The organism is Nostoc sp. ChiVER01 (assembly GCF_034531155.1).
Taxonomy (GTDB): Bacteria; Cyanobacteriota; Cyanobacteriia; order Cyanobacteriales; family Nostocaceae; genus Nostoc.
In genome coordinates, this window is record NZ_JAVRBS010000005.1 from 160046 (window position 1) to 184314 (window position 24269).

19 protein-coding genes are annotated in these 24269 nt (G+C 39.8%); 6 read left to right on the forward strand and 13 right to left on the reverse strand.

Going from position 1 to position 24269, the window contains the following annotated elements; translation table 11 throughout:
- Positions 1-12: 12 nt before the first annotated feature.
- From RMY00_RS09255 to RMY00_RS09265, 3 genes are all read left to right on the forward strand, one after another.
- Entirely contained in the window at positions 13-603 is a 591-nt protein-coding gene (locus tag RMY00_RS09255; RefSeq protein WP_322647247.1) for a TetR/AcrR family transcriptional regulator, read from the forward strand.
- Between the two features lie 119 nt (positions 604-722).
- A complete protein-coding gene (locus tag RMY00_RS09260) occupies positions 723-2207 on the forward strand; it encodes an ABC transporter permease subunit (RefSeq protein WP_322647248.1) in 1485 nt (494 codons plus the stop codon).
- Positions 2200-2934 carry an amino acid ABC transporter ATP-binding protein gene (locus RMY00_RS09265; RefSeq protein ID WP_322647249.1) on the forward strand — a complete coding sequence of 245 codons (735 nt, stop codon included), beginning with the start codon at positions 2200-2202 and terminating at the stop codon, positions 2932-2934. The genes RMY00_RS09260 and RMY00_RS09265 overlap by 8 nt, the downstream gene beginning before the upstream one ends.
- Here RMY00_RS09265 and RMY00_RS09270 read toward each other — a convergent pair.
- The 3 genes from RMY00_RS09270 to RMY00_RS09280 are packed head-to-tail and all read right to left on the reverse strand — an operon-like array spanning position 2931 to position 4103.
- Positions 2931-3419: an NUDIX hydrolase gene (locus RMY00_RS09270; protein ID WP_322647250.1), complete on the reverse strand. Its 489-nt coding sequence runs from the start codon at positions 3417-3419 to the stop codon at positions 2931-2933. The genes RMY00_RS09265 and RMY00_RS09270 overlap by 4 nt on opposite strands.
- Positions 3420-3474: 55 nt before the next feature.
- Positions 3475-3864, reverse strand: coding sequence for a type II toxin-antitoxin system VapC family toxin (locus RMY00_RS09275; RefSeq protein WP_322647251.1), 390 nt, complete (start codon positions 3862-3864; stop codon positions 3475-3477).
- Positions 3861-4103, reverse strand: a complete 243-nt coding sequence (locus RMY00_RS09280; RefSeq protein ID WP_322647252.1) for a hypothetical protein — start codon at positions 4101-4103, stop codon at positions 3861-3863. The genes RMY00_RS09275 and RMY00_RS09280 overlap by 4 nt, the downstream gene beginning before the upstream one ends.
- Before the next feature lie 170 nt (positions 4104-4273).
- On the opposite strand from RMY00_RS09280, the gene RMY00_RS09285 reads away from it, so the two are divergent.
- Positions 4274-4852, forward strand: coding sequence for an NAD(P)H-dependent oxidoreductase (locus RMY00_RS09285; RefSeq protein ID WP_322647253.1), 579 nt, complete (start codon positions 4274-4276; stop codon positions 4850-4852).
- A 17-nt stretch (positions 4853-4869) separates the two neighbouring features.
- Here the strand turns inward: RMY00_RS09285 and RMY00_RS09290 are convergent, their stop codons facing one another.
- From RMY00_RS09290 to RMY00_RS09310, 5 genes are all read right to left on the reverse strand, one after another.
- Positions 4870-10875 carry an AAA family ATPase gene (locus tag RMY00_RS09290; protein WP_322647254.1) on the reverse strand — a complete coding sequence of 2002 codons (6006 nt, stop codon included), beginning with the start codon at positions 10873-10875 and terminating at the stop codon, positions 4870-4872.
- 372 nt (positions 10876-11247) lie between these two features.
- Entirely contained in the window at positions 11248-12243 is a 996-nt protein-coding gene (locus RMY00_RS09295) for an acetamidase/formamidase family protein (RefSeq protein ID WP_322647255.1), read from the reverse strand.
- Between the two features lie 149 nt (positions 12244-12392).
- A complete protein-coding gene (locus tag RMY00_RS09300) occupies positions 12393-12890 on the reverse strand; it encodes a DUF3368 domain-containing protein (RefSeq protein ID WP_322647256.1) in 498 nt (165 codons plus the stop codon).
- Positions 12883-13137, reverse strand: coding sequence for a UPF0175 family protein (locus tag RMY00_RS09305; RefSeq protein ID WP_322647257.1), 255 nt, complete (start codon positions 13135-13137; stop codon positions 12883-12885). The genes RMY00_RS09300 and RMY00_RS09305 overlap by 8 nt, the downstream gene beginning before the upstream one ends.
- 98 nt (positions 13138-13235) lie before the next feature.
- A complete protein-coding gene (locus RMY00_RS09310) occupies positions 13236-13856 on the reverse strand; it encodes a hypothetical protein (RefSeq protein ID WP_322647258.1) in 621 nt (206 codons plus the stop codon).
- A 152-nt stretch (positions 13857-14008) separates the two neighbouring features.
- Between RMY00_RS09310 and RMY00_RS09315 the strand changes: the two genes are divergently transcribed.
- Positions 14009-15241: a DUF4336 domain-containing protein gene (locus RMY00_RS09315; protein WP_322647259.1), complete on the forward strand. Its 1233-nt coding sequence runs from the start codon at positions 14009-14011 to the stop codon at positions 15239-15241.
- An 82-nt stretch (positions 15242-15323) separates the two neighbouring features.
- Here the strand turns inward: RMY00_RS09315 and RMY00_RS09320 are convergent, their stop codons facing one another.
- From RMY00_RS09320 to RMY00_RS09340, 5 genes are all read right to left on the reverse strand, one after another.
- A complete protein-coding gene (locus tag RMY00_RS09320) occupies positions 15324-15701 on the reverse strand; it encodes a hypothetical protein (protein ID WP_322647260.1) in 378 nt (125 codons plus the stop codon).
- Positions 15673-16191, reverse strand: a complete 519-nt coding sequence (locus tag RMY00_RS09325) for a Panacea domain-containing protein (protein ID WP_322647261.1) — start codon at positions 16189-16191, stop codon at positions 15673-15675. Before RMY00_RS09325 ends, RMY00_RS09320 begins: the two co-directional genes overlap by 29 nt.
- Positions 16192-16491: 300 nt before the next feature.
- Positions 16492-17826: a 50S ribosome-binding GTPase gene (locus tag RMY00_RS09330; RefSeq protein WP_322647262.1), complete on the reverse strand. Its 1335-nt coding sequence runs from the start codon at positions 17824-17826 to the stop codon at positions 16492-16494.
- A 338-nt stretch (positions 17827-18164) separates the two neighbouring features.
- Entirely contained in the window at positions 18165-20816 is a 2652-nt protein-coding gene (locus RMY00_RS09335) for a PAS domain S-box protein (protein ID WP_322647263.1), read from the reverse strand.
- A 412-nt stretch (positions 20817-21228) separates the two neighbouring features.
- A complete protein-coding gene (locus tag RMY00_RS09340) occupies positions 21229-21927 on the reverse strand; it encodes a rhomboid family intramembrane serine protease (protein ID WP_322647264.1) in 699 nt (232 codons plus the stop codon).
- Between the two features lie 131 nt (positions 21928-22058).
- On the opposite strand from RMY00_RS09340, the gene RMY00_RS09345 reads away from it, so the two are divergent.
- Entirely contained in the window at positions 22059-24203 is a 2145-nt protein-coding gene (locus RMY00_RS09345) for a tetratricopeptide repeat protein (protein ID WP_322647265.1), read from the forward strand.
- Positions 24204-24269 lie beyond the last annotated feature (66 nt).

A 24269-nucleotide genomic window follows, 5' to 3' on the forward strand; every position in this document is an offset into this window, starting at 1 on the left:
AATTCTTGCTAAATGAGTGAACCTGCTAAAAAGCGCCCTGGAAGACCTCGCAGTGTTGAGTCTCATCAGGCAATTCTCCAAGCGACAATTGATTTACTGATAGAGGTTGGTTTTACTCAAATGAATGTTGATGCGATCGCTGCCCGTGCTGGAGTAGGCAAAACTACGATTTATCGACGATATAGTTCCAAAGAAGAGTTGATTGCAGATGCAATTGAAAGTCTTAGACAAGAAGTTGTGATACCTGATACAGGGAGTTTCTGGGGTGACATCGATTCTTTGATTGAGAGTGCTGCACAACTTACACTCAACCCTTTAGGAAAACAGACTGTTGCCATGATTGTTAGCACTGCATTAACCAATCCTCAGTTCGCTCAGATGTATTGGAAAAAATATCTACAGCCTCGACGGGAAGCTTTTGCGATCGTGCTAAAACATGCGAAGGAGCGAGGTGAATTTCAAGCCGATGCCGATTCTGATTTATTCTTCGACACAATAAGCAGTATTATGCTTTATGCATCAGTTTTTCCACATGGTGCTGAATCGTGGGGTGCTTATGTTCGCCGTCTTCTAGATTTTCTCCTAAGAGATAAAGTGGTTTAAAAAATAAGTGCAAATTTAAAAGCTTCTGCACAAAAACTTTTAAATACACTAAAATCTTTTGCTAGCTGCTGATATGACCCTTCTTTCTGAGAGGCTGTCTCTAAAAAAATATCAAGTTTATGAAGAAAAAAAAAGTATGGCTATCAACTATACTAGTTGTAGCAGTAGTAATCAGCATTATCGGACATAGTAATTCTCTAAAAGCTGTCTCATCTTTAGGGAAAGACACCCTAACGATGATTACTTCCCCAGATTATCCTCCTTATGAGTTTTATGATACGAAAGGAGGCGATCGCCAAATCGTTGGCTTTGATATAGATATTGCTAAAACCCTTGCTGAAAAACTAGGGTTTAAACTCCAAATAATGGAATCTGATTTTAATGGGTTAATTCCTGCACTCCAAGCAAATCGGGCTGACTTTGTAATGGCTGGGATGACTCCGACTCCAGAACGCCAGAAAAATATTGACTTTTCAATTATTTATTACGAAGCCAAAGATACCATTGTCGCTCCTAAAGGTAGCAACCTAAAGCAGCCCCAAGACTTATTAGGAAAAAAGGTTGGCGTACAACTAGGAACCATCCAAGAACAGAATGCCCAGAAAATTGCTAAAAAATTTGCGGGTATTCAGCTAAAGCAACTCAACAGAGTGCCGGAAGTAGTTCAGGAAATCAAATCTGGACGAATTGATGCAGCAATTATTGAGGATACTGTTGCTAAGGGATTTGCCCAAGCTAACCCAGATTTAGAATTTAATACTATTCCTTCAGAGCAGGCAAGTGGATCGGCGATCGCTTTTCCTAAAGGTTCTTCTTTTGTCGAACCGTTTAACAAAGTTCTTCAACAAATGAAGGACGATGGCACATTAAATAAATTTGTCGCCAAATGGTTCTCACAGAATGTTACCGCTAATTCTGAATCTTCAACTCCTGCCAAAGGCGGATTGAATCTCGACTTTACCAGAATTTTTCCAGACATTCCTTTTATTCTTCGGGGAATTCCTTTAACTTTGTTGTTTACCCTATTATCTGTATCCTTGGGGTTAATTTGGGGAACAATATTGTCTCTATTAAAAATTATCGGCATCAAGCCGCTTACCTGGGTTGCTAATGCCTACACCTCTGTTTTTCGAGGCACACCTTTATTATTACAGTTAGCATTAGTTTACTATGCAACACCCCAGCTTACAGGCTATGACATTTCAGCATTGCAGGCTGGTGTACTAACTTTTACCTTAAATTCTGGCGCTTATATGTCAGAAACCATCAGGGGTGGAATTCAGGCGGTGGATAAAGGACAAAGTGAAGCGGCGATGTCTATGGGTGTTCCCTATTGGTTGATGATGTGGGATGTGATTTTACCGCAAGCATTGAAGAATATCCTCCCCGCATTGGTAAATGAAACTATCGGATTGCTCAAAGATTCTGCGCTGGTGTCAACCATTGGAGTAGTGGAAATATTACGCAGCGCCCAAATCGTTGGTGCAAATAAGTATATTTATTTTGAACCACTGCTATTTGCAGGGTTAATCTACTATGTTTTAGTAATGGGTATGACCTTGGGTGCATCCGCTTTAGAAAGGAGGTTACGGGAAAGTGAATAATGTGGTAATTCGCACGGAATTCTTATGTAAATCCTTTGGTAAACTTGACGTACTCAAAGATATTTCCACTGAGTTTTATCAGGGGGAAGTGGTTGCTATACTAGGCCCTTCTGGTTCAGGTAAGTCTACCTTTCTGCGATGCATAAACTTGCTAGAACAACCTACCAGAGGCAGAATCTACTTTCACGATCAAGAAATCACCAAGCCCAAAGCAAACATTGCTAAGGTGCGCCAGCATTTGGTAATGGTATTTCAACATTTTAATTTGTTTCCCCACATGAATGTGCTGCAAAATGTCACCTACGCGCCCATCAAGGTGAAAGGAATTAACAAACAAAAAGCACAAGAACATGGCTTAGAATTGCTGAAGAAGGTAGGTTTAGAGCCAAAAGCGTCTGTCTATCCATCCAAACTATCGGGGGGACAAAAACAGCGAGTAGCGATCGCTCGTGCATTAGCAATGGAACCAGAGATGATTTTGTTTGATGAACCCACCTCTGCATTAGATCCAGAAATGGTTAAGGATGTGCTGGAAGTGATGAAAGCTTTAGCACTTTCTGGAATGACAATGGCGATCGTTACCCATGAAATGGGGTTTGCAAAAGAAGTTGCCAATCGGATTATGTTTCTCGATCAGGGAATTTTAGCAGAAGATGCTACTCCTAGTGAGTTTTTCCAAAATCCTCAGTGCGATCGCGCCAAGCAATTCTTAGAAAAAATGCTTTAGAACATCAGGAATTTGCCGCTTTTCTTGTATTCTTGAAACTTTTCTAAAACAGGGTGATCGTTTGGCATTAGCGTAGGTAAGTCTGCCAAATCAAAAAATTCCAGTGCTAGCGATTCTCCATCTAGGCAAGCAAGACTGCCTGACCATTCAACGGCTCGCAAAATTAGAATGAAATTTTGGACGCGATCGCCGTTGGGATAAGTTACAGTTTCAAAGGCTGGATTGGAAGAAAACCCCACAGCTTCAAAACGCTTAACTGTTAAACCAGTTTCTTCAAAAACTTCTCGTGCTGAACATTCTTCGGCAGAGTCACCTACTTCTGGACACCCACCAGGTAGCCCCCAAAGTTTAAAATCACTTCGCTTTTGCAACAAAACGCGCCCCAAATTATCCTCGATAATCACGCGTACTCCAAATAATAGAAGTAGGCGATCGCCTACAACTTGTCGTAACTTACCGAGATAAGAATCTGACCAATTCGCCATAATTTTAGAGAAAGTTTATAAAGAAAATCTAAAGGTAGCAAATAGCGATCTAAGTTTACTTCAGTGTTTTCACGCCAGAGTAGTTAAGAATTTTGGCATCTGAAGTTAACAAAGGACAATCATAAAATCTAGCTGTAGCCACAATAAGTTGGTCAAATGGGTCGCTATGGAAGCCGCTTAATTGAGTTGAATCAATTACTATTGGCACAGATATATCTAATAGTTCTACTCCTGGATAACTCAAAGCCGCTTCTAGCCATTTATCAATAGCTAAAGGTAAAATTAGTCTCTTTTTCTCTATCAATTTAGCTACTTCCCAACAAGAAAGAATGCTAATTCCTAAACCGTCAGACTCGTAATCTTGTAACCATTGTCGCTGTTGTTTAGTCAGTCGTGAATCGTTTTGAACCCACCAAATCCAAATATGAGTATCAAGTACAATCATTGCAAAACTTCCCAGTCTTCTAAGGCTACGGGTTCTGTGGGGTCGTCATAACAGTATGGCTGTGTGTTGTGCAAAAGATAAGGATTTATATCTGATTGAGGTTTTAGTAGTGTCTGGTGCTGTGGAGTTTTAGTTTCCAGAATAATCACTTCTACAGCATCCCCGGCGTGAAAGGGTAAACCCCGTAACGTCAAAGTTCCATCTTCAGTTAAAACGACTTCTATCTTGTGAGCGTTCATATTTCGACTCCAAAGGCAGGGTTTTTAGTCTTCACTATAATTAGTGTAATTATGTAACTTTGTAACTTAGAAAAAATTTGTAAAGAAAATCTAAAGGTAGTAAATAGCGATCGCCTGAAAACAGGATAATGCAGCTGAACAGGTTAATCCTTCCCATTCAACCTCTAACTATGGCATCTACACCTAAAATCCTCGCCTTTGCAGGCAGCACCCGAATTGAGTCTTACAACAAAAAATTGGTAAAAATCGCGGCGGCTGGCGCTCAAGCAGCAGGCGCAGAAGTAACTTATATTGACCTCCGTGATTTGCCTTTACCTCTATTTGATGAAGATTTAGAAGCTCAAGAAGGACTACCAGCCAACGCCCGCACTCTCAAAGACTTGCTGATTTCTCATCAAGGATTGCTAATTGCTTCGCCAGAATATAACAGTTCACTTACAGCAGTTTTGAAGAATGCCATTGACTGGGCATCCCGTCCAGCCCCAAATGAAGCGCCGTTGGCTGCCTTTGCAGGTAAAGTTGCTACTATTATGAGTGCTTCCCCAGGCGCTCTTGGTGGTTTGCGGGGCTTGGTTCACTTGCGCTCTATTTTGGGAAACATCAAAGTTTTGGTACTACCCGATCAAATAGCAGTAACCAAAGCTTATGAAGCCTTTAATCCTGATGGCACGTTAGTAGATCCTAAACAGCAAGAATCTATTGAAAAGTTAGGCGAGGGCTTAACAAAAATATTGCTGAAGCTTAATTAATTATTTTTTGGAGTTCCCTAACTTTGAGCCTGAGCCAGAATCGGTAAGGTAATCACAAATTCTGTTCCAACGTTCGGGGTAGAATTCACATCCAAAGTTCCACAATGTTTTTCTACAATAATAGACTGAGCGATCGCTAATCCTAATCCTGTTCCTTTACCAACACCTTTCGTAGTAAACAAGTGGTCAAATACTTTTTGTTTAACTGATTCACTCATGCCTTGACCATTATCAGCAATCTTCACCTCAACCTGTTTGTTTTGTAATAATGTGGTGGTAATGATAATCCGATTAGGATTGGCTTTAATTTCCCCAAAACTCCGGTCTGTATTTGATTCATCCAAGGCATCAATAGCATTCGCTAGTATGTTCATAAATACCTGATTTAATTGACCAGGAAAACATTCTACTTGAGGTAAATTACCGTAGTTTGTGATAACTTCAATGGCGGGACGTTGTTCATTTGTCTTCAGACGATGTTTGAGAATAAGAATGGTACTATCAATGCCTTGATGAATATTAAAAGGTACTTTGTAGTCTTGATCGGCACGGGAGAAAGTGCGGAGACTGGTACTGATATTTTTCAGCCTGTCACACGCTATTGTCATCGAATCAATCATCTTGGGCAAATCTTCTAAGCTATATTCTAAGTCAATTTCTTCGGCATGTTCGATAATTTCCTCATTTGGATTTGGCAGACTTTCTTGGTATAGTTTCAGATGTTTAAGGATATCTGCAAATACAGGTTTGCTTTGTTCAAGACTAGCAGAAATAAAACCAAGAGGATTATTCATTTCATGAGCTACCCCCGCAACAAGATTTCCCAACGCAGACATTTTTTCATTTTGTACTAGTTGAAGTTGAGTTTCTTTAAGATTTTGGAGTGTTTCTTTTAATTGGGTCGCTTGCTGGCGAGTTTCCAGCAGTAGATCGGTTTGTTGGAGTGCAACTCCCATTTGTGCAGCAATTTGTTGGGCAAATTCAATCTCGGAAGGTTGCCAGTGACGCGGGCGATCGCATTGGTGAATGCAGAGTAAGCCCCACAGTTCATCATCTTGCATAATTGGTACAACCAATGATGCTCTAACATTAAACTGTTGCAAAATTGCCCGATGACAATCTAAAACTTCTGCGGTTTCAATATCTGATATTGCACAAAATCGTCCCTGTTTGTACAGGGTTGCATAGTTCTCTCCAAAACAATTATCTTGAATTTTTATAGCTAAACCAGAAGGGAATTGGGGTAGGACATCTTCGGCAATCAATTCACCATATTCGTAATTTACCCCAAGATGAAATTGATAAATTCCGACGCGCGAGACATTAAGGATTGAACGAATATTTTGAGTTACTGCACGAAAAATAGCACCTAAATCTAAAGATTCTCGAATCTGATTCACAACATTAAATAAGGTTTTTTGCTGCTGGAGGGTTTGTTGGATCTGTTGAGCTTTTTCTTGAGATTCTTGATAAAGACGAGCATTTTCTAGAGAGATGGCAGCTTGCACAGATAACATTTGAATAACTTTGATACGATCCCTAGTAAATACCCCTGCTACTAATTTATTTTCTAAATAGAGAATACCCACTAAATGTCTTTGATTAATAATCGGCATACAAAGTACACTCTGGGGTTGAAGTTCGAGTAGATATTCTCCAAGTAACCCAGCTACATCTGTTTGGCAATTATCTATAACAACTGTCTTTTGAGTATTTTTGACATAATTGATAATTTTTTTAGGAATATCTTCACAACTATCTAGTGATTGTGATTTAAGAATAGTTTGAATTGGAGTTGAAAATTTGTCTTGGTGATTAATAAAGGTAATTGCCTTGACTTTCAAGTTTCCATTTTCAGAAAGAATTAAGGCAAATTTTTTTGCTCCAGAGTTTTCTAGAATAATTTTTGTCAGGCTAGCAATAATTTCATCGAATTCAATACTACTAGAAATAGCTTGAGCCGCTTTCAAAATAGACATAAAGTCTAAGGTATTGGAAATATTAGCCCTACTAATAATAGAAGTTTGACTGGATAAAGATATCGAACTATGGGCAATAGTAGTAATGGTTTCTAGGGAATTAAAGCTGAGTTGTTGTTGATGTAGGATGGGTTGGAGTAATTTAGGATAGCATTTTTCTAAATCATCGATTTTAGCTTTTGCTCCCCACCGAGCATAGCAGTAGTATGCTTCTTGCATATATCCTTGGGCTGCTTTTTCTTTATCCAGTTCCAGGTAAAATTTGGCAGTGAGTTCGTTGGCGATCGCTTCTTCTTGCAGATAACCGTTGGCTTTAGCTTCGGCAATGGCGCAATCGTAAAGTTTCATGGCTTCCAGGTATTTTTCAGCAATTCGCGATCGTTCTGCTTCGACCAGCAAATACTTATGCAAGAAGTTTTCTGAACAGCTTTCTGACCAGATTTTGAGTTGCGCTTGATTGGTTTCAATCTGCTGCAAGACATCGCTACGTTCTGCTTCTGTCAAACTTGAATAGCGGTTGCATAAAATGATAGAGGTGTAGTAATAGTAACCAGCAGAGGTGGTAAATCCTGCACAACCATTTAGAAATTTACCTGCCTCCGTAACATAGTGAATGTCTGGCTTGAACCCCTGAATTAGGCAAGCTCGATGCATTTGTAAAATGTAATACGTACCAAGTGCTGTGTGAGACTGTAATGCTTCAGAACGCTCAACCCAAGCCTGCTCTGCTGTTGCGATTTGTTCTTGCTCATCTGGAGATTGCGAGAGTTGATTGACAAAGAAACGGCAGGCTGAAAGGATACTCAGCAAAAAATCATGCTTTAGTTTCTCTCCAATTAGCCAATATTTATCAATGTCGATCGCAATATCTGCTAGATTTTCACCTTGAAACAGTCGATTACAAATATTACTGTAGAGGTTGTATCCGGCATGAGGGATTTCTCCAGACTCCAGTCCCGCAAGAAAACCTTCATAATTAATCTCAGCTGCCCCCTGTATCGGCTTCGCCCACACCTGAATACAGCAACCTAACATAAAGCAGGCCCCTGATTGCTGAAATTTACTATTGAGCTTATAGCTCAGTTGTAGAGAAAGGTCAGCGAATTCAAGTCCTTGCTGGTACTGACTGTGCATCAGTCCAATTAGAAAACCGTAGGTGGCATAAGCTTTGATGGATTCAGCAGTATTACCCTGCTCAATCGATAAACGAACTGCTCTGAAGGTAGCGAAACTGTATAGATCGAAATCAGAGACAATATACGCTGGTGGTTGCAGAATAATCAATAATTCGATCGCGGCTCGAACTTCTGCATTAATTGCAGCAGGCAAATTCAGTAATGTGGCGATCGGGCGATTTTTCAAGCGTTCTTGAACAACAGCAAACTCTTCTTGAGCTAATTGTTTCAAGCTATATCGATCAACAGTGATACCAAGACATTGTAAACCTTCCAAACCCGCCTGGATTGATTCGGAAAACTGCCCTTGCAAAGAATACTGAGTAACTTTCAAAACATAAATTTTGGCTCTATCGATATTTGAGTTGGCAAATTCGAGTAAGATTAATACAGTTTCCTCTAATAACTGAAAATCTCCACTCATCAATGCGGCTTCTGCTAAATTGAAATGGAGATCAAACGCCAGACGATACCCAGCAGTTTTAGCATCTTTTGTCAGCAAGTTTATCCCAACTTGTAAATAAGTCTTTGCTGCTTCATAGGCTGTGGAAGCTTTCGCTTTTTGACCCGCACTTAAATTAAGTTCCGCAAGCTGTTTTTTTTCGCTTTCACCTGGAACTAGAGATTTCCCAATGTTGATTTGATTAACTACATCAAAGATTCTGTCCTCTAGTTCTGCGGTTGATAGATTTCCTAGCAGTAGTTTGCCGATGTAGTAGTGAGTTGCTTGCTTTTGGCTTTCAGGAATCAAAGAATAGGCTGCTTGTTGAATGCGATCGTGCAGAAATTTATATACAATAATTTCAGAATTATGTTGAGGAAAATCTTGATTTTCTGACCCAACAAAAAATTTATAAATCTCACTTTGGGGTAAAATTAAACCATCCTGTAAGGCACTCCATAAACAGGCTGCTGTTTCTATTTTTGATTGTTGAGAAACAATTGCTAAGGTTTCTAAATCAAACTGATTACCTATGCACGCAGCTAATTTCAAAACATCTTGAGTTGATTTTGGCAACCTTTGTAATTGTAATGCTATGAATTCAACTACATCATTGACGAGCGATCGCTGACTAATTTCTGCTATGTCACATTCCCAATAACCACCGTCATAACTAAAATAAATTAATGCATCTTGATGTAATGCTTTGATAAATTGTCTAGCAAAAAATGGATTACCTTGAGTTTTTTGATAAATTAATTTTGACAGTGGCAAAGCTAGATTTTCTGTACAATCTAAACTGTCAGCCACTAACTGATTTAATTTGGATTCATTCAGTGGTTTGAGAGCAATAGTATTAATTTCAGCGCCATTTTTTTTGATGTCATCCAATGTCAACATTAAAGGATGGGTTGCAGAAACTTCATTATCTCGATAGGCACCAATCACTAGTAAATAAGCATAATTTACCTCACTCATTAAAGATTGCAATAGTTTCAATGAGGCAGAATCAATCCATTGTAAATCATCTAAAAATATCACTAGTGGATGTTCTTTATCAGTAAATAATTCAATAAATTTTTGCAATAGTAAATTAAATCGATTTTGTGCTGCAATGCCTGATACTTCTGGCACAGGAGATTGTTTGCCAATAACTAGTTCTAGCTCCGGAATCACTTCAATAATTACCTGAGCGTTATCACCTAATGCTCCAGTAATTTTATTTTGCCATTGTTTGATTTGTTGATCGCTTTCAGTAAGTAATTGCCCTATTAAATCGCGAAAAGCCTGTACAAACGCCGAAAAGGGAATATTTCGGTTAAATTGGTCAAATTTGCCCTTAATAAAATAACCGCGTTGTTTGACAATAGGTTTATGAACTTCATTAACTACCGCAGTTTTACCAATACCGGAAAACCCTGCAACTAAGATCATTTCGCTGTTTCCTGCGGATACTCTCTCAAAGGCTTTTAGTAGTTTCTCAACTTCCGTTTCTCGACCATATAATTTTTCTGGAATAATAAATCTGTCACAAATATCTCTTTTGGCAATTTCAAAATATGTAATTGTTCCGGTTTTTTGGATTTGATATAAACATTCTTCTAAATCATACTTTAATCCTAAAGCACTCTGATATCTATTCTCAGCATTTTTTGCCATTAATTTCATGACGATATCAGAGAATACCTGGGGAATATCTTCTCTGTTACCTAAGATGAGCGGCATTTTCGCAATATGACAATGCACCAACTCCATTGGATCATCTGATTGAAAAGGTAATTCTCCAGTCAGCAATTCGTAAAAACTTACACCCAAAGAATAGAAATCACTGCGATAATCTACCCCTCGGTTCATCCGCCCAGTCTGTTCGGGAGATAAATAAGCTAGAGTTCCTTCTAATAAATTAGGATTAATTATTGTTTGAGTTTCTCTCGGAAGAAGAGAAGCAATACTAAAGTCGATTAATTTTACTTGTCTTGTTTCGGGATGAATTAGAATATTTGCGAGTTTAATATCTTTATGAATAATATCATGATGATATAGATGATTTAAGGTGTCGCACAGAGATATTGCAATTTGTAAAAACTTAATTAGATTTTGTGGTTCTCCCCCTATCTTCCCCTCTCTCCCCCTCCACTCAGAAAGGGATATTCCCCCAAAGTCTTCCATTACCAACACATAGCCGTTTTGATAGGGTTCCAAGCTGTAAGTTTGGATAATTCCGGGATAGTTAAGATTTTTGGTAATGGTGTACTGATTACGAAATTGTACGAGTTCGCTAAAGCTAGGATAAGGATTTTTCAACAGTTTAATCACTACTGGCAAGGAGTCAGTTTCTCGATATCCCCGATAAACTAGAGTTCGAGAACCGTTGTAAAGTTCTTCGCTAACTTTATAATCGAGAATAGTGACTTGAGTGCTAAACATACTACGTTTATCCTTTTAGATTTTTTCATGCCTCTCTACTATCAATCATTTAAACTCTGACTGCATTGGTGTAATTAATGATATTCCGCTCAAGAAATAACAAAGAATGCTCTAAAATTTTAACTAGCAATAAAAGTTAAGAGGGATTAGCAAATATAAAGTTTAGCTATCTTGTGCTATGCCGTTCTCCTGTTATCGATGGCAATTGTAGTACTTGCTGCCAAAGATTTTCCCATTATTTACAGAAATCATCTACGTCCCAGAAAATTTGTGTAACGTCCAGGCAAGACACAATTGTAGACATAGCCCTGAACCTTATTTTTGTCAGATATTCTTAGTTTCGGCGTTTTTTTGTGACTTTTTTGCCAATTCTCAATCAATCGTAACTATGCCTGCGGTGGGCGTAGCGATCGCATTATCGGAGAATATTGATTTTGGTAGCATTCCATGCACACCTTTTTGGGGACTGTTTACAACTTGAGTGATATGAAAATTCACAGCTAAACTGCACAAGACATAAGCATCTTCTGGCGATAAATTTATGAAGCGTTCCAGAAAATCAATCATGTTTTTTAAAGCTAATTCTAAAGCTTCATCTAAAGTTTCAGCAAACCCCATTGTGATGATATGAGTTGGAGTTTCAGCAATTGGTGTTGTCAGTTGTAAATCCTTACGAAGTTTAAGAGTAATTCTCCCGTTCATGGAAGTTTCAATGGCGGTGACATTTACTTCACCATCTCCCTGTGCGGAATGCCCATCACCAATAGAAAATAATGCACCTGCTACAAAAATCGGCAAAAATAAACGAGAACCAGCTTGTAATTCTCGGTTGTCGATATTACCGCCGTAAGAACCGGGTGGAACAGAAGTTCGAGAAGTTTCTGGAGTAGCGACACCAAGAATTCCAAAAAACGGTTTGAGGGGAATTTTTATGCCAGTACCCGCCGGAAATTCCGCGATATTGTTTGCTAAATCTAGAGGAATGAATCTCAAAGCAGATTGAGGAAACTGATGTGGTAAAGCTCCCCAACCTGTACGAATGGCATTGAAGCCAACAGGTAAACTAGGTGCGATCGCATCTAATTGTACTTCTAAAACATCCCCTGGTTCGGCATCGCGCACATAAATCGGCCCTGTGAGTAAATGCGGTCCCCCAGCAATTTTGCGTTCTGGTAAAAGATTTTGGCAGATGTCGAGAAATTCTGGTGTGACAAATTCAGGTGGTGCTTTGTCATAAACGTAGTAACCAGTGTAAGTTTCTACATCAACCGTATCACCAGAATCAATAGTGAGCGCTGGTTGTAGTATATGGGAGAAACCACCCAGATGCACCGTTTCTTTGGTAGCTTTTAAAATGTGATGAGTCATCGCTGTTGTGTTTTTAGTTGCATGGGCAGTTGGGCAAACCAGTGTACCATTCGTAGAGGTATAGCAATTTCACCACTGGGTGTTACGTCGAAAAAAGAACCGCTATAGTAGTCAGCATTATTGCTTAAAATTACCGAAATAAAATAGAATTAGCCTGTCTCCCCTGCTTGCCGGAGAGCAACAGCAATAACTGTTTCACTGAGTCGAATTCCTCTGTTTCTCATGCGCTCAATAGCTTGCTGCATTAACACAGGATATCCTTCTTGTTTAGCACGCAATAAAATGCCAATAGAACCTGTGAGCGTAAGACTACTCAATCTAGCAATCCGCCTACCAACAGTCTCATCAATGCATACAGTTTGAATACTTTCATTTAAAGCTAATTGGATTACAGATGCTTCGCCTAAATCCAAAGAGTTGAGCAAAAGAGGTGAAATATTGAGTGGAGTTTGCCATTTTTGTAACCAGGTTGCTGCCTCAAACTCTGCGACTGCAAACCCGCTTGCACCTCCAGCAAGTAATTCTTGACAAACTTCAAAAGGAACTAGTACTTGAGTGTATAGCTGCAATACGTCTAAATCACCAAGAGCCGCTACTAGACTAATTATTGGAGCAGTATTAATGACGATTATCTCAGTGTTAGGCATTCTCTAGATCAGCAAGAAGTTCATCTTCTGTTAAATCAATCATAGCCACTCTATAATGATGCAAATTAAGCAAAAAAGAAACTCGGTCTGTATCTACTAGTGCGGCTGCCATTCCAGAAGATAGACGTTTCATTTCAAACAGTTTTACTGCCATCGCCCATTTAGCTTCTTGTTCAAATTGTTCCCGTGTCTGTTGTAAGGCATCTGGAAATGTCTCTGGGTAGTCGATTTTGATTTGCAATGACATAAGCAAAAGTATTGTTTCGTAATGTTACTTTTTCCTTACTCTACATTGTTAAGTAGCGAATCACCATACTCTGGAGCGTGAAAGTTTTTCAACTTTCGTCAAGCCTCACATGAAAGGATACCTACTAATACTCGTACCAAATCTTCTAAACCTTCAGGAACACGATAAAGTTTAATATCTTCTGTAATTAGCTTTTGTTGTCTATTGAGTGTACCAAATTTCCAGTCATCTCCATTAGTAACTGCACCAAATAAAATTGATGATTGATCTTCTAGAGACTGATCCAGAGCTATTAATTCTACTGCTAGCTGTGTAAACCCTCTTCTGATATCTGATTGTTTTGCTTCAATCACTAATAAGGAATTAGATTTATGTAAATAATAATCCAAAGTACCTTTGAGCTTTTCATCTATATTAATTGGATACTCACTATATAGTTGAGCTTTTGTCTGATCGCAAATTTCAGTAAGGATAGGAGCAATCATAAATTCTCTGATTGATATCTCAGCCGTTGGGTTAAAAAGCTTGATATTGCGCTGTAAGTAATTTTGTAAAAATTCTAAATAGCCAACTTCAGCAAAATATCTTGGTAATTCTAGCTCTGTACGATCATAGCTATAGTCAAACTCAGCTACTATATCTATTGTTGGGTTAGGTAACAAAAAGTATTGACTAAAAGTGTAACTTTGCTCAGGTTTTAAAATTTTATATTTGCTCATGATTTTTATCGTGAAGTAACCACATCAAAGATATTACGAATTACAATTAAGAATTAAGAATTGGTATTATTATCTCAACAATTTGCTAAACTCCAACTTTGGGGATAGCAAATAAGAACAATTTGAGCAGGGAATTTGGAGGGGATCGCAGAGTGGCTGATGATGAACGCATAGTCAATACACAACAGATAAATCCAAAAGACTTCTCGTGGAGATTATGGCCTGTTGTGCCACTCTACCCTTATGGCAAGCGGCAGACAATCTGCAAAGAAGTGGTCAAGCACACGATTTGGAATTTTGACCAAATTCAGGGCATTTTCTACGTTGTTGTACCGATTCGCATGACTGTTGTTAAGCTCGAAGCCGGGGGTCTTCTCATCTATGCGCCTGTTGCACCAACCCCAGAATGTATCCGGCTTGTGAATGAGTTGGTGGCGGAACACGGTAATGTTAAGTACATCATCTTGCCGACTATCTCCGGCATAGAACATAAAGTATTCGTCGGGCCTTTCGCCAGATACTTTCCGACTGCACAGGTGTTCGTAGCTCCCCATCAGTGGAGTTTCCCGCTAAATCTTCCCCTTAGCTGGCTTGGTTTACCTCCAAAACGAACTCAGGTACTCCCAGAAGATAGTAGCAAAACACCCTTTGCTGACGAGTTTGATTATGCAATGCTAGGCCCCATCGAGCTTGGCCCTGGTCGGTTTGCAGAAGTTGCTTTTTTTCATAAGCGATCGCATACTCTTTTAGTAACAGATTCTGTGCTTTCTATCCCAGAAGATCCACCTGCGATCACACTTTTAGATCCATATCCCTTACTATTCCATGCCAAGGATCATGCTACTGATATTGTTGCAGACACTCAAGTAAATCGCCGTAAGGGTTGGGGGCGTATCTCGTTGTTTGCTTTGTACTTTCAACCAAGCGCCCTAAATATCCGTCAATGGAGTCAGGTGTTGCAAGATGCCTTGAGAGCACCAGAACGCTCAAAGAAAGCTTATTTTGGATTGTACCCTTTTAAATGGCATCCAGATTGGCAGCGATCGTTTGATGCTTTGCGAGGTGATGGGCGTTTGTTTGTCGCGCCAATTTTACAGACGCTGATTCTCAACCGCGCACCGCAAGAAACTATCGACTGGGCTGATAAAGTTGCAAGTTGGGACTTCGAGTGGATTATTCCCTGCCACTTTGATTCACCAATTAAAGCCGGGCCGCATCAGTTTCGCCAAGCTTTCTCTTTTTTAGAAAAGCAGCCTGCTGTTAGTGCGGGTTTGTTTAGCAGTAGTAGCTATCTCTTGCCAGAGGAGGATTTTAAACTACTTAAAGAAATTGATACAGGTTTAAATAAGTTTGGCATTGTGCCAGCAGCAAAGGAGAAAGTGTAGGATAGAGGGCCAATTAGATTTTGTCAGCCTAATGCAATTACATTTGAAGCAAAAGTGAAAGTACAAGGATATCCAACAGGGGCTAAGAGTCTAAGATGTACTTGATAACGCTTTTTATATCTGTGTCGGCAGGACGTTTTGCAAACTGCTCGTGACTATAAATCCATACAAGTTTAATTACGCAGTCAATTGTATTAACTAAATACATCAATCTGATTTGTCCAGAAGCTCCTTTGGAAACCTTTAACTCGAGCTTGTGGAATGACCATCCTTGAGGTAATTTAATTTTTGCAGGTAAGGGTTCGTTACGAGAATTGATAGGATACTGGTCTTCAATCAAATCTTCCAAGACTTCTGCCACAAGTGCAACAAAATCTGCTCTGTGAGCTTTTGCAAGTTTTTTGAAAGAACGTATGAAATTCTCGCATTCTTCAATCGAGAAGGGAGTTGAGCCAGTCACGCACTTCTCCTTTGCGAATACGAGTTGATGATTCCGAAGTAAAAGCGTCCTGCAAAGTTTCGGACATTACATGTTTATACACAGGGTTGTCACGCTCTATCAGGTCTAACTTCTGATAGCCTAACGCTTTCAAATCCTCAAGAAGAATCGGCTCAGTTGATCTAGCTTCAGGTGGCAGCCCTTTACGAGCTTTCTTCCAAGGAAACTCAAAATGGGTCATATCACTAAGTAGATAGGCATGATAGCTACCAAAATATTCCCAAATTTCTTCTAGAAGTTGTTTCTTATCATTAGGAATCTGTAACAAGAACTCTTGAGTAGGGATAGGTAATTGTTTAGCTTCAAATTCACTATAAAACTTGTAAGCCGGAGGACACACAGGGCCATATCGCCATGCTTGAATTTCTTCTTCAAACAATGGCTCATCGTACAGGGCTAAATGTAAGCTTTGTGAGTAATACAGAAGCTTTTGAACCTTCATATTGGTCATTTCTGCTTCTATACTGTCCTCATAAGCTCTCGCGATAAAATAGCGAGCTGCATTGAGACAATCGATCATACTCAGACCCGCAAATTAAAACAGACTTCCGACTTTAACAAGTTTCAAGAGTAACTCACACATACTATTATAATTGGAGCGTGTAAATATATAGTACATGTTTACTAAATATTATGAAAAATCATTTTTGTAAGTATCCTACAAACAAAACTGTAGCTAAGATTAAACTCAGTACGCTCGCTTATCGCTGTAAGTTGAGTTGAAGCAGCCAACCCAACATATGACATTTTCTTAATGTTTAATTCCTTTAAATCGTTCTTGCGCCACCTGAAACGCTTCTTGCATCACCAACTGAATTTTCTGGGGATCGGGTTTTTTACCTCCCATTAAATCACCAAAGTAAACGCAGGCAGCTTCGCCTAATGCCCAGGTATAGGCGGCTGCCCAAGAGGCGGCGATCGCACTACCAAAACCTGGTATAAATTTAATTAACTCTCGTGCAATTGCCTGTGCTAAAAAACCACCTGCGATCGCACTTACAACGCCTCCCGCTTGAGATGGAGTAACTGTCTGCCCATATAATTTACCCAACAATCCCACCATTGATACTTGCAAGGCAGTGAGTACAGGCATTGTCGCAAATGGCAGAGGTACAGCCGCAAGAGTAGCAGACATAATCGAAAATGGCAAAATATAACGGCGTGCAGCATCTCGGTAAAGATTACCAAGTTGCTTCCCAGTTTCTTCTTGATCTAATAGTTGATAAATCGCCTGGGCTTCTGCTTCTGGGAGTAGTTCTGCTAAGGAATCTCGCAGTGCTTCTAAGCCATAAAATACCGGATTATAGCCATCTTCTTCTAGGGTAAAGTCAATGAGTACAGAGCGATCGCTTATTCCAGCAAAGGCTTGTTGGATTGCGACAAATGCGCGGTTGACTTCCTGATAGTCTGGTGGATAGGCAGGATGATCGACGGTATCGGCAGGATAAACCTCGTGCAAGCAAGTAACTACCAGCAAGCAGGGAATATTTGGATACTGCTGGCGCAGTTGTTTAGCAACTTGTCGTAGCGTGTCAGTTGCAAAATCATTGATTTTGACGGTGAGAAGGAGGATTCTAGCAGAACGAGTCTCCTTTTTTAAATCGCCAATTAACTCTTGAATGATTAATTGAGTATCTTGTTTAACATCACCAAGCCCTACTGTATCAGTAAAAACCAGTAACGGCAGGTCATTGGAAGGATAGGCATAACGCTGGGTATGTTGCGTGTGAGGACGAAATCCTTGACCGACAATCTCAGCAGAAACTCCCGTCAATCCCCGGACAATTGAACTTTTTCCAGCTTGGGGTTTACCAATTAGGAGGGCTTCTGTGGTTGGCAGTTCGGCTCGAACTTTCTCTAAAATTTCGGCAACCTGAGTTTCGCTCACACTAAACCATTCAACAACCGTCTGTGCCAGTTGTTCTACGGGTAGGAGTTGCGTTAGATGTGTTGTTGCTTTGTTCCAAACAACGCCAATGCGGTTTGTCCAAGAATTATCAATCGATTTAGTAGTTGCTCCATCGGTCGGTTGACTCAATTGCTGAGAATTAGTTGACGGTGAGTCAGCATCACGTTGCTCAGTCATTTCTATTCAAGCGTAAAAGACCCTTTTATCAATCATCTTATAGCGATTATCAAAGGGATAACCAGTACCGTTAGTAGTGTATCAACTTGGGCGATCGCATTTTGGAGGTAGCGGTATCTCACACTCCTAAAGGAAGCGTCGCCGTAGAAAAACGTAGCAAGGCAAATATTATTGTTTCGGCTGACAATGCGATTGTATCGGCTAATATCAATTCTGTATGAAGATGCGCTAAACCATAATTTAAGTACAAGGAAGAGAAACGAACCGCCAAGACGCCATCGCGTAGCGTCTCGTTAGAGAAGAACGCCAAGAATCGTAGAGTGTGCGTAAGTCCTGGATCATTTTGGCTCAATCAAATCAATGATCGCTTTCACCAATGCATCTGGATCTACTGGTTTAGAAATATGCATTTGAAATCCGGCTGCTAATGCTTGCTGCTGATTCATTTCGCCTGCATAAGCCGTTAGAGCGATCGCTGGTACGTTTCCTCCTTGCCCTGGCGATCGCGATCGCACTTCACGCATCAGCATATAACCGTCTTTTTTTGGCATTCCAATATCGCTAATTAAAACGTCTGGTACTGACTCAGACAACGCTTCTAATGCTTCCTGTGCTGAAGATACAGCAGTTACTTGTACACCGTAGTCTTGCAAAATAAAGGTAATTAAGTCGCGGATATCTGGTTCATCGTCCACAACCAAAACTTGAGTATTGGAAAGAAGCGGAGATTCAGGTTCACAATCTAAGGATTCATTCTCTTGACGCGTCACCTGTTCACTTCTAACTAAAAGCGGTAGCTCAACAGTGAAAGTACTACCCGATCCTTCTCCAAGACTTTCGGCTTGAACTTTTCCCCCATGCATCTCTACAACCTTACGCACGATTGCTAATCCTAAACCTAATCCACCAAATGCCCGCGTAATTGTGCTATCAGCTTGGCGAAAGTAATCGAACACATAAGGCAAAAACTCTTGCACAATTCCCTTACCTGTATCGCTGACCTGAATTTGAGCTTGGTTGCCAACTTCCATGAGTCGAATTACTACCCGTCCACCTGCTGGTGTAAATTTTACCGCATTGGAAAGTAGATTCCACACAACTTGCACAAGCCGATTTGGGTCGCCCATGACTTGTCCCAAAGTGGGATCAAATATCGTCTGAATTTGAATTGACTTAGCTTGGGCTGCTAGTTGTACTGTCTCTAGTGCTGATTCAACCACCATTACCAAGTTCACTGGACAGATATTCAAGTTGAATTTTCCTTGAAGAATGGTAGACACATCCAACAAATCTTCAATTAGCTGGGTTTGTAACTTGGCGTTGCGTTCAATGGTTTCTAAGGCGTGCTTAGTGGTTTTTTCATCGAAATTACGAGTTCGCAACATTTTCGACCACCCCAGAACAGAGTTAAGTGGGGTTCGCAGTTCATGAGAGAGAACCGCCAGAAATTCATCTTTGAGTGTGTTGGCAATTTCTGCTTCTTTGCGTGCTTTCATTTCTCGTTCGAGGAGGCGATCGCATTCTTTTTCGGCTGATTTGCAATCGGTAATATCTAGTACAAAAGCAACACCATTATCCTTGGAGTCATTCAGCAAGGCTATCCCCAAAACAATTGGGACTCGTTTTCCATCGCGCTGGAGATATTCTTTCTCAAAAATTCTGGAAACTCCAGTGGTTTGCACTTCCAAAAGGGCGCGATCGTCTAAATCTTTATATTCAATAGGAGTCAGTTCTCTCCAATTAATTTTACCCAAAGTGGCAAACTCATCACGAGTGTAGCCAGCTAGCTGGAGAAAGGCATCATTGGCATCAATAATAAAGCCATCCACATTCCAAAAAGCGACCCCGATCAGGTTGGATTCAAACAAACGCCGAAATCTGGCTTCACTTTCGCGTAATGTTTTTTCTGCCCGTTTGTGTTCGGTAATATCACGACAAACTGTAATTACGCCTTCAATAGTTTGGTTAGAATTCCGTAATGGTGTGAGAATGTATTCATAATAATGCAGCCCATCAGAAGTAACATATTTACACTCATCCTTGATTGGCTGCCCAGTTTTCATGACAGCTTGTCTTTGATTATCTACCTGTTCTATAAGGTCTGCGGGTACATCCAGGTCTTGCAAAGTTTTTCCGATAAGATCCTGGGGCTTAAAACCTAATATCGTAGCTGCATCATGACTGGCATACTGATAGCAACCTCTGTCATCAAAGATATAAATGTGATCGACTGAGGCGGTGAGAATAGCATTTAAAATATTTGCCTGTTCTTGCACTTGGCTTGTGAGTTCACGAGTACTTTCTACTGCTTGCTTGCAAACAGTAGTTTCCATACAAACGCCGATCATTCGCACCGCTTGTCCGCGATTGTCATAGATAAATTTTCCCTTAGCAGAAATCCAATGTATACTTTGGTCTGATCTACTTATACGAAATTCATCGTTGTAGTCAGATTTTTGTTCTAAAGCGTGGGCGATCCCCTGCATTACAGATTGCCTGTCTTCAGGATAAACGCATTTCTTAAAAGTTTCGTAAGGGCTATCAAAACTATTTGGAACCACACCAAAAAGCAATTCATAATTTTCAGACCAGATGACTTTATTGGTAACAATATTCCAATCCCACAAGCCCATCTGAGAAACTTCTAGGACTAACCTCAGCCGTTCTTCACTTTCCTTCAAAGAGGCTTCTACCTGCTGTCGCTCTGCAATTTCTTGTTGGAATTGCTCTAAAATGATTGCTACATCTGGTGGCATCAGGGTTGTGGATGTCCCCTGTTCAAAATGCCGCTTGATATCATGTTCAACAGCTTGAATATAGGGGTATTCTAGTGCAAGTGCCAGTTTCTTTTCTAGCTCAATTACTTGCTCCTCAAGGGCTGCTTGCTTTTGTTGATAAGATATTTCTGATTGCTCTAACTCAGCTACACGCTGCCGCAGAGCTATTAATTCATTAGTGACTTGAAAGTTCATTTTATCAACATTTGGCATCTTGCATACCACTTATAACTAAACAATACCGATTTGAAGAGTAGGCATCCCCTAGTACCGCATGACGGAAGTCAAAAGTTAAAAGTTAAAAGTCAAAAAGCTTATAGGATGAGACTTTTTAGCGATTTGGAATGGGTAGTTTATTTATGCCTTACTGTACTATAAGAATCGTATTTAATTTTTGAAATTATCTACGTGGGCAGGGAGTGGGGAGGAGGGAGTGGGGAATTAGGCTTTTCGAGCTGTACCGAGCTTTGTCAGAAATCAAACATTAGTCCTATAGCTTTAACAGTATGGATTTTTAAGCTAAAAAATGTAATCTATCAAAAGGTGCATTACCTTTTAGCCAAAAGATACCTTTTGAGATTAAGAGCGATGTCTGACGACAAAACATTTTGTATCCAATAATAAATTATCTCTTCAAACGCATGAAACCTGCACCAATCAATAATGCCACAACCTGTCCCCAGAAGACAACACCCGATTGGTTTACGCCAACAGGAGGAATATTTAAACTGCCAATACCATAGAATAATTGTTGCACAAACCACCAAAATAGATAGAAAAAAGCTGGAAGTTCGATGGGAATATACAAGATTATTAGCGGCAAAATTGTGTCAATTTTAGCTTGAGGAAACTTTATAATATATGCTCCTAAAATAGCTGCGATCGCACCATTGGCTCCAATCAGTGGTATTGTCAAACTCGGTTCCGCTAGAATTTGCACACAAGAAGCGATCGCACCAGCCGCCAGATAAAATGCAAGATAGCGTCCATGCCCTAGAATATTTTCGACAGTCTTACCAAAAACCCATAAGAATAACAGATTTCCCAATATTTGACTAAAGCTGCCATGTAAGAAGAGAGCAACAAGTAGTGCAAATGTTCGCCAAATTAAAATTATCCAAGCAGCAGAGTTATAAAATAATGCATTCGTAATTGCCCCACTAATCTGGGCTGGAATCACACCCCAACTATTAATAAAATTGCCTAATCCACCACTAAATTCTAGTTGAAGCTCCCATAAAAATACGGCAACATTAATACCAATCAGCCAGTAATTAATAATCGGTTTATTCCGACAACGAATATTATCACTAATAGGAATCATATAAATTAGTCATTAGTCATTAGTTATTCTCCCCCTGCCCCCTACCTCCACCCACTCCCTACTCCCTCACTTCTCCTTAACGTGTGGCAAGATTGAAATCAGATCGCATTGCACTTAAGTAGGCAAACGAGATGCTGGGAAACACACTTGTAGGAAGATACCAGATTATTAGTAACTTGGGAGGTGGGGGTTTTGGTGAAACTTTTGTGGCTTGTGATACCCAATTACCCGGTTCACCTCCATGTGTCGTTAAGAAACTTAAACCCCAGGCAAGCGATCCTGTAACTTTGGAGACAGCTAGGCGTTTATTTGATACAGAAGCACAAGTTCTGTATAAATTAGGAACTCATGATCGCATTCCCCAACTTTTAGCTTACTTTGAGGATAACGCCGAATTTTATCTCGTACAGGAATTGATTGAAGGACATGACTTGAGTCAAGAATTGATCCCCGGTAAAACCTGGAGTCAAGAGGAAGTCATTTCACTTTTACAAGAAATTTTGACAATCTTAGAATTTGTCCATCAACAGAATGTAATTCACCGTGATGTTAATCCGCGAAATATTCTCAGACGCCACCCAGATGGCAAATTAATCTTAATTGATTTTGGCGCAGTTAAACAAATTACTACCCAGGTGATTCTTCCCGAAGGCTCAATTAAAGGTACTGTTGCGATAGGTACGCCTGGATATATCCCTGGAGAACAAGCTCATGGTACGCCAAAATTAAGCAGTGATATCTATGCTACCGGAATAATTGCTATTCAAGCTCTCACTGGATTATCACCAGAAGAAATAGCAAAAGATGCCGATACTAATGAACTTATCTGGCACAATAAAGCCACGGTAACACCAGAATTCGCTCAATTCTTAGATAAAATGGTGTGTTACGACTTTCGCCAACGCTATGCTTCGGCAACGGTGGCATTACAAGCACTAAAAGAGTTAACACAACCACCCGCCCAGACAATTGCATTAACTCCTATTTCTCCACCCACTCCACCCAAAAATATCAATAAACCTCAACCTAAAAAAGGTATTTTTAGTAAAATTTTACTAGCAATATTTTTAATTGGGGTTGGTACAATAGCATCAATATTAATTTTCAATCACATTAATTCAAATAACGCCATAGAATTATCCAAGCAAGGAAATACCCTTTTTGATTTGCAACGCTATCAAGACGCATTAGAAGTATATGAAAAAGCCGTTAATATTAGACCAGATTATGCTCAAGCCTGGAATGGTCAAGGGAAAACGCTGTCTAAATTAAAAAAATACAAAGATGCGCTAGCGGCGTATGATAAAGCAATTCAAATTCAACCAGATGATTTTGAAGCATGGAGTGGACGAGGCTTTGTATTAGGAAATTTACAACGATATCAAGAAGCGATCGCCTCTTTTGATAAAGCCTTACAATTCAATAATAAAAGCTCGGAAGTCTGGAATGCTAAGGGTGAAGCTTTTAGTAACTTAAATCAATATGACCAAGCAATTCAATCTTATGAAAAAGCGATTGAATTTCAACCAGATAATTACGAAGCTTGGTACAAAAAAGGATTAGCCTTACAAAATTCTAACCGATATGAAGAAGCGATCGCAGCATACCAAAAAGTTGTAGATTTAAAACCAGACTACGAGCAAGCCTGGTATAATTGGGGAAATGCTCTAGTTAAATTGCAACGCTACCGAGACGCATTTACAGCTTATGATAAAGCTGTGCAATACCAGCCAAATTATTATCAAGCTTGGTTATCCAGAGGTAATGTCCTGCTGAATTTACAACGTTATCCAGACGCGATTGAATCTTTTAATCAAGTAATAAAATATAATCCCAGTAATTATCAAGCATGGTATAATATGGGTTGGTCACTGCACCAAACCCAACGCTATGAAGAAGCAATAAAAGCTTATAAAAAAGCAGCAACACTTAAGCAAAAAGATTATCAGCTCTGGTATAATTTGGGTAATTCACAATACATTTTGCAAAAATACGAAGATGCGATCGCGTCTTATAATAAGGCCGTTCGTTATAAACCAGACCATTCTGAAAGCTGGTATAGCAGAGGCAATGCACTCTTAAATTTGAAACAGTTTAAAGATGCGATCGCGTCTTACGATCAAGCAATAAAATACAAGCCTAATTACCAGCAAGCAATAGACGGGCGTAATCAAGCCCAAATTCAACTACAAGGCGAAATATCAAAACCTAAACCTGTAATTGTGCCAGTTCTCCCATTTCCTAATGTTACTAATTCACCGCAAAAGACACCATAGTACAGCACGGCATAAATAAAGCTACCATCTCATTAAAGCCAGAAAGCCCAAAATTAAAGCTTTTTG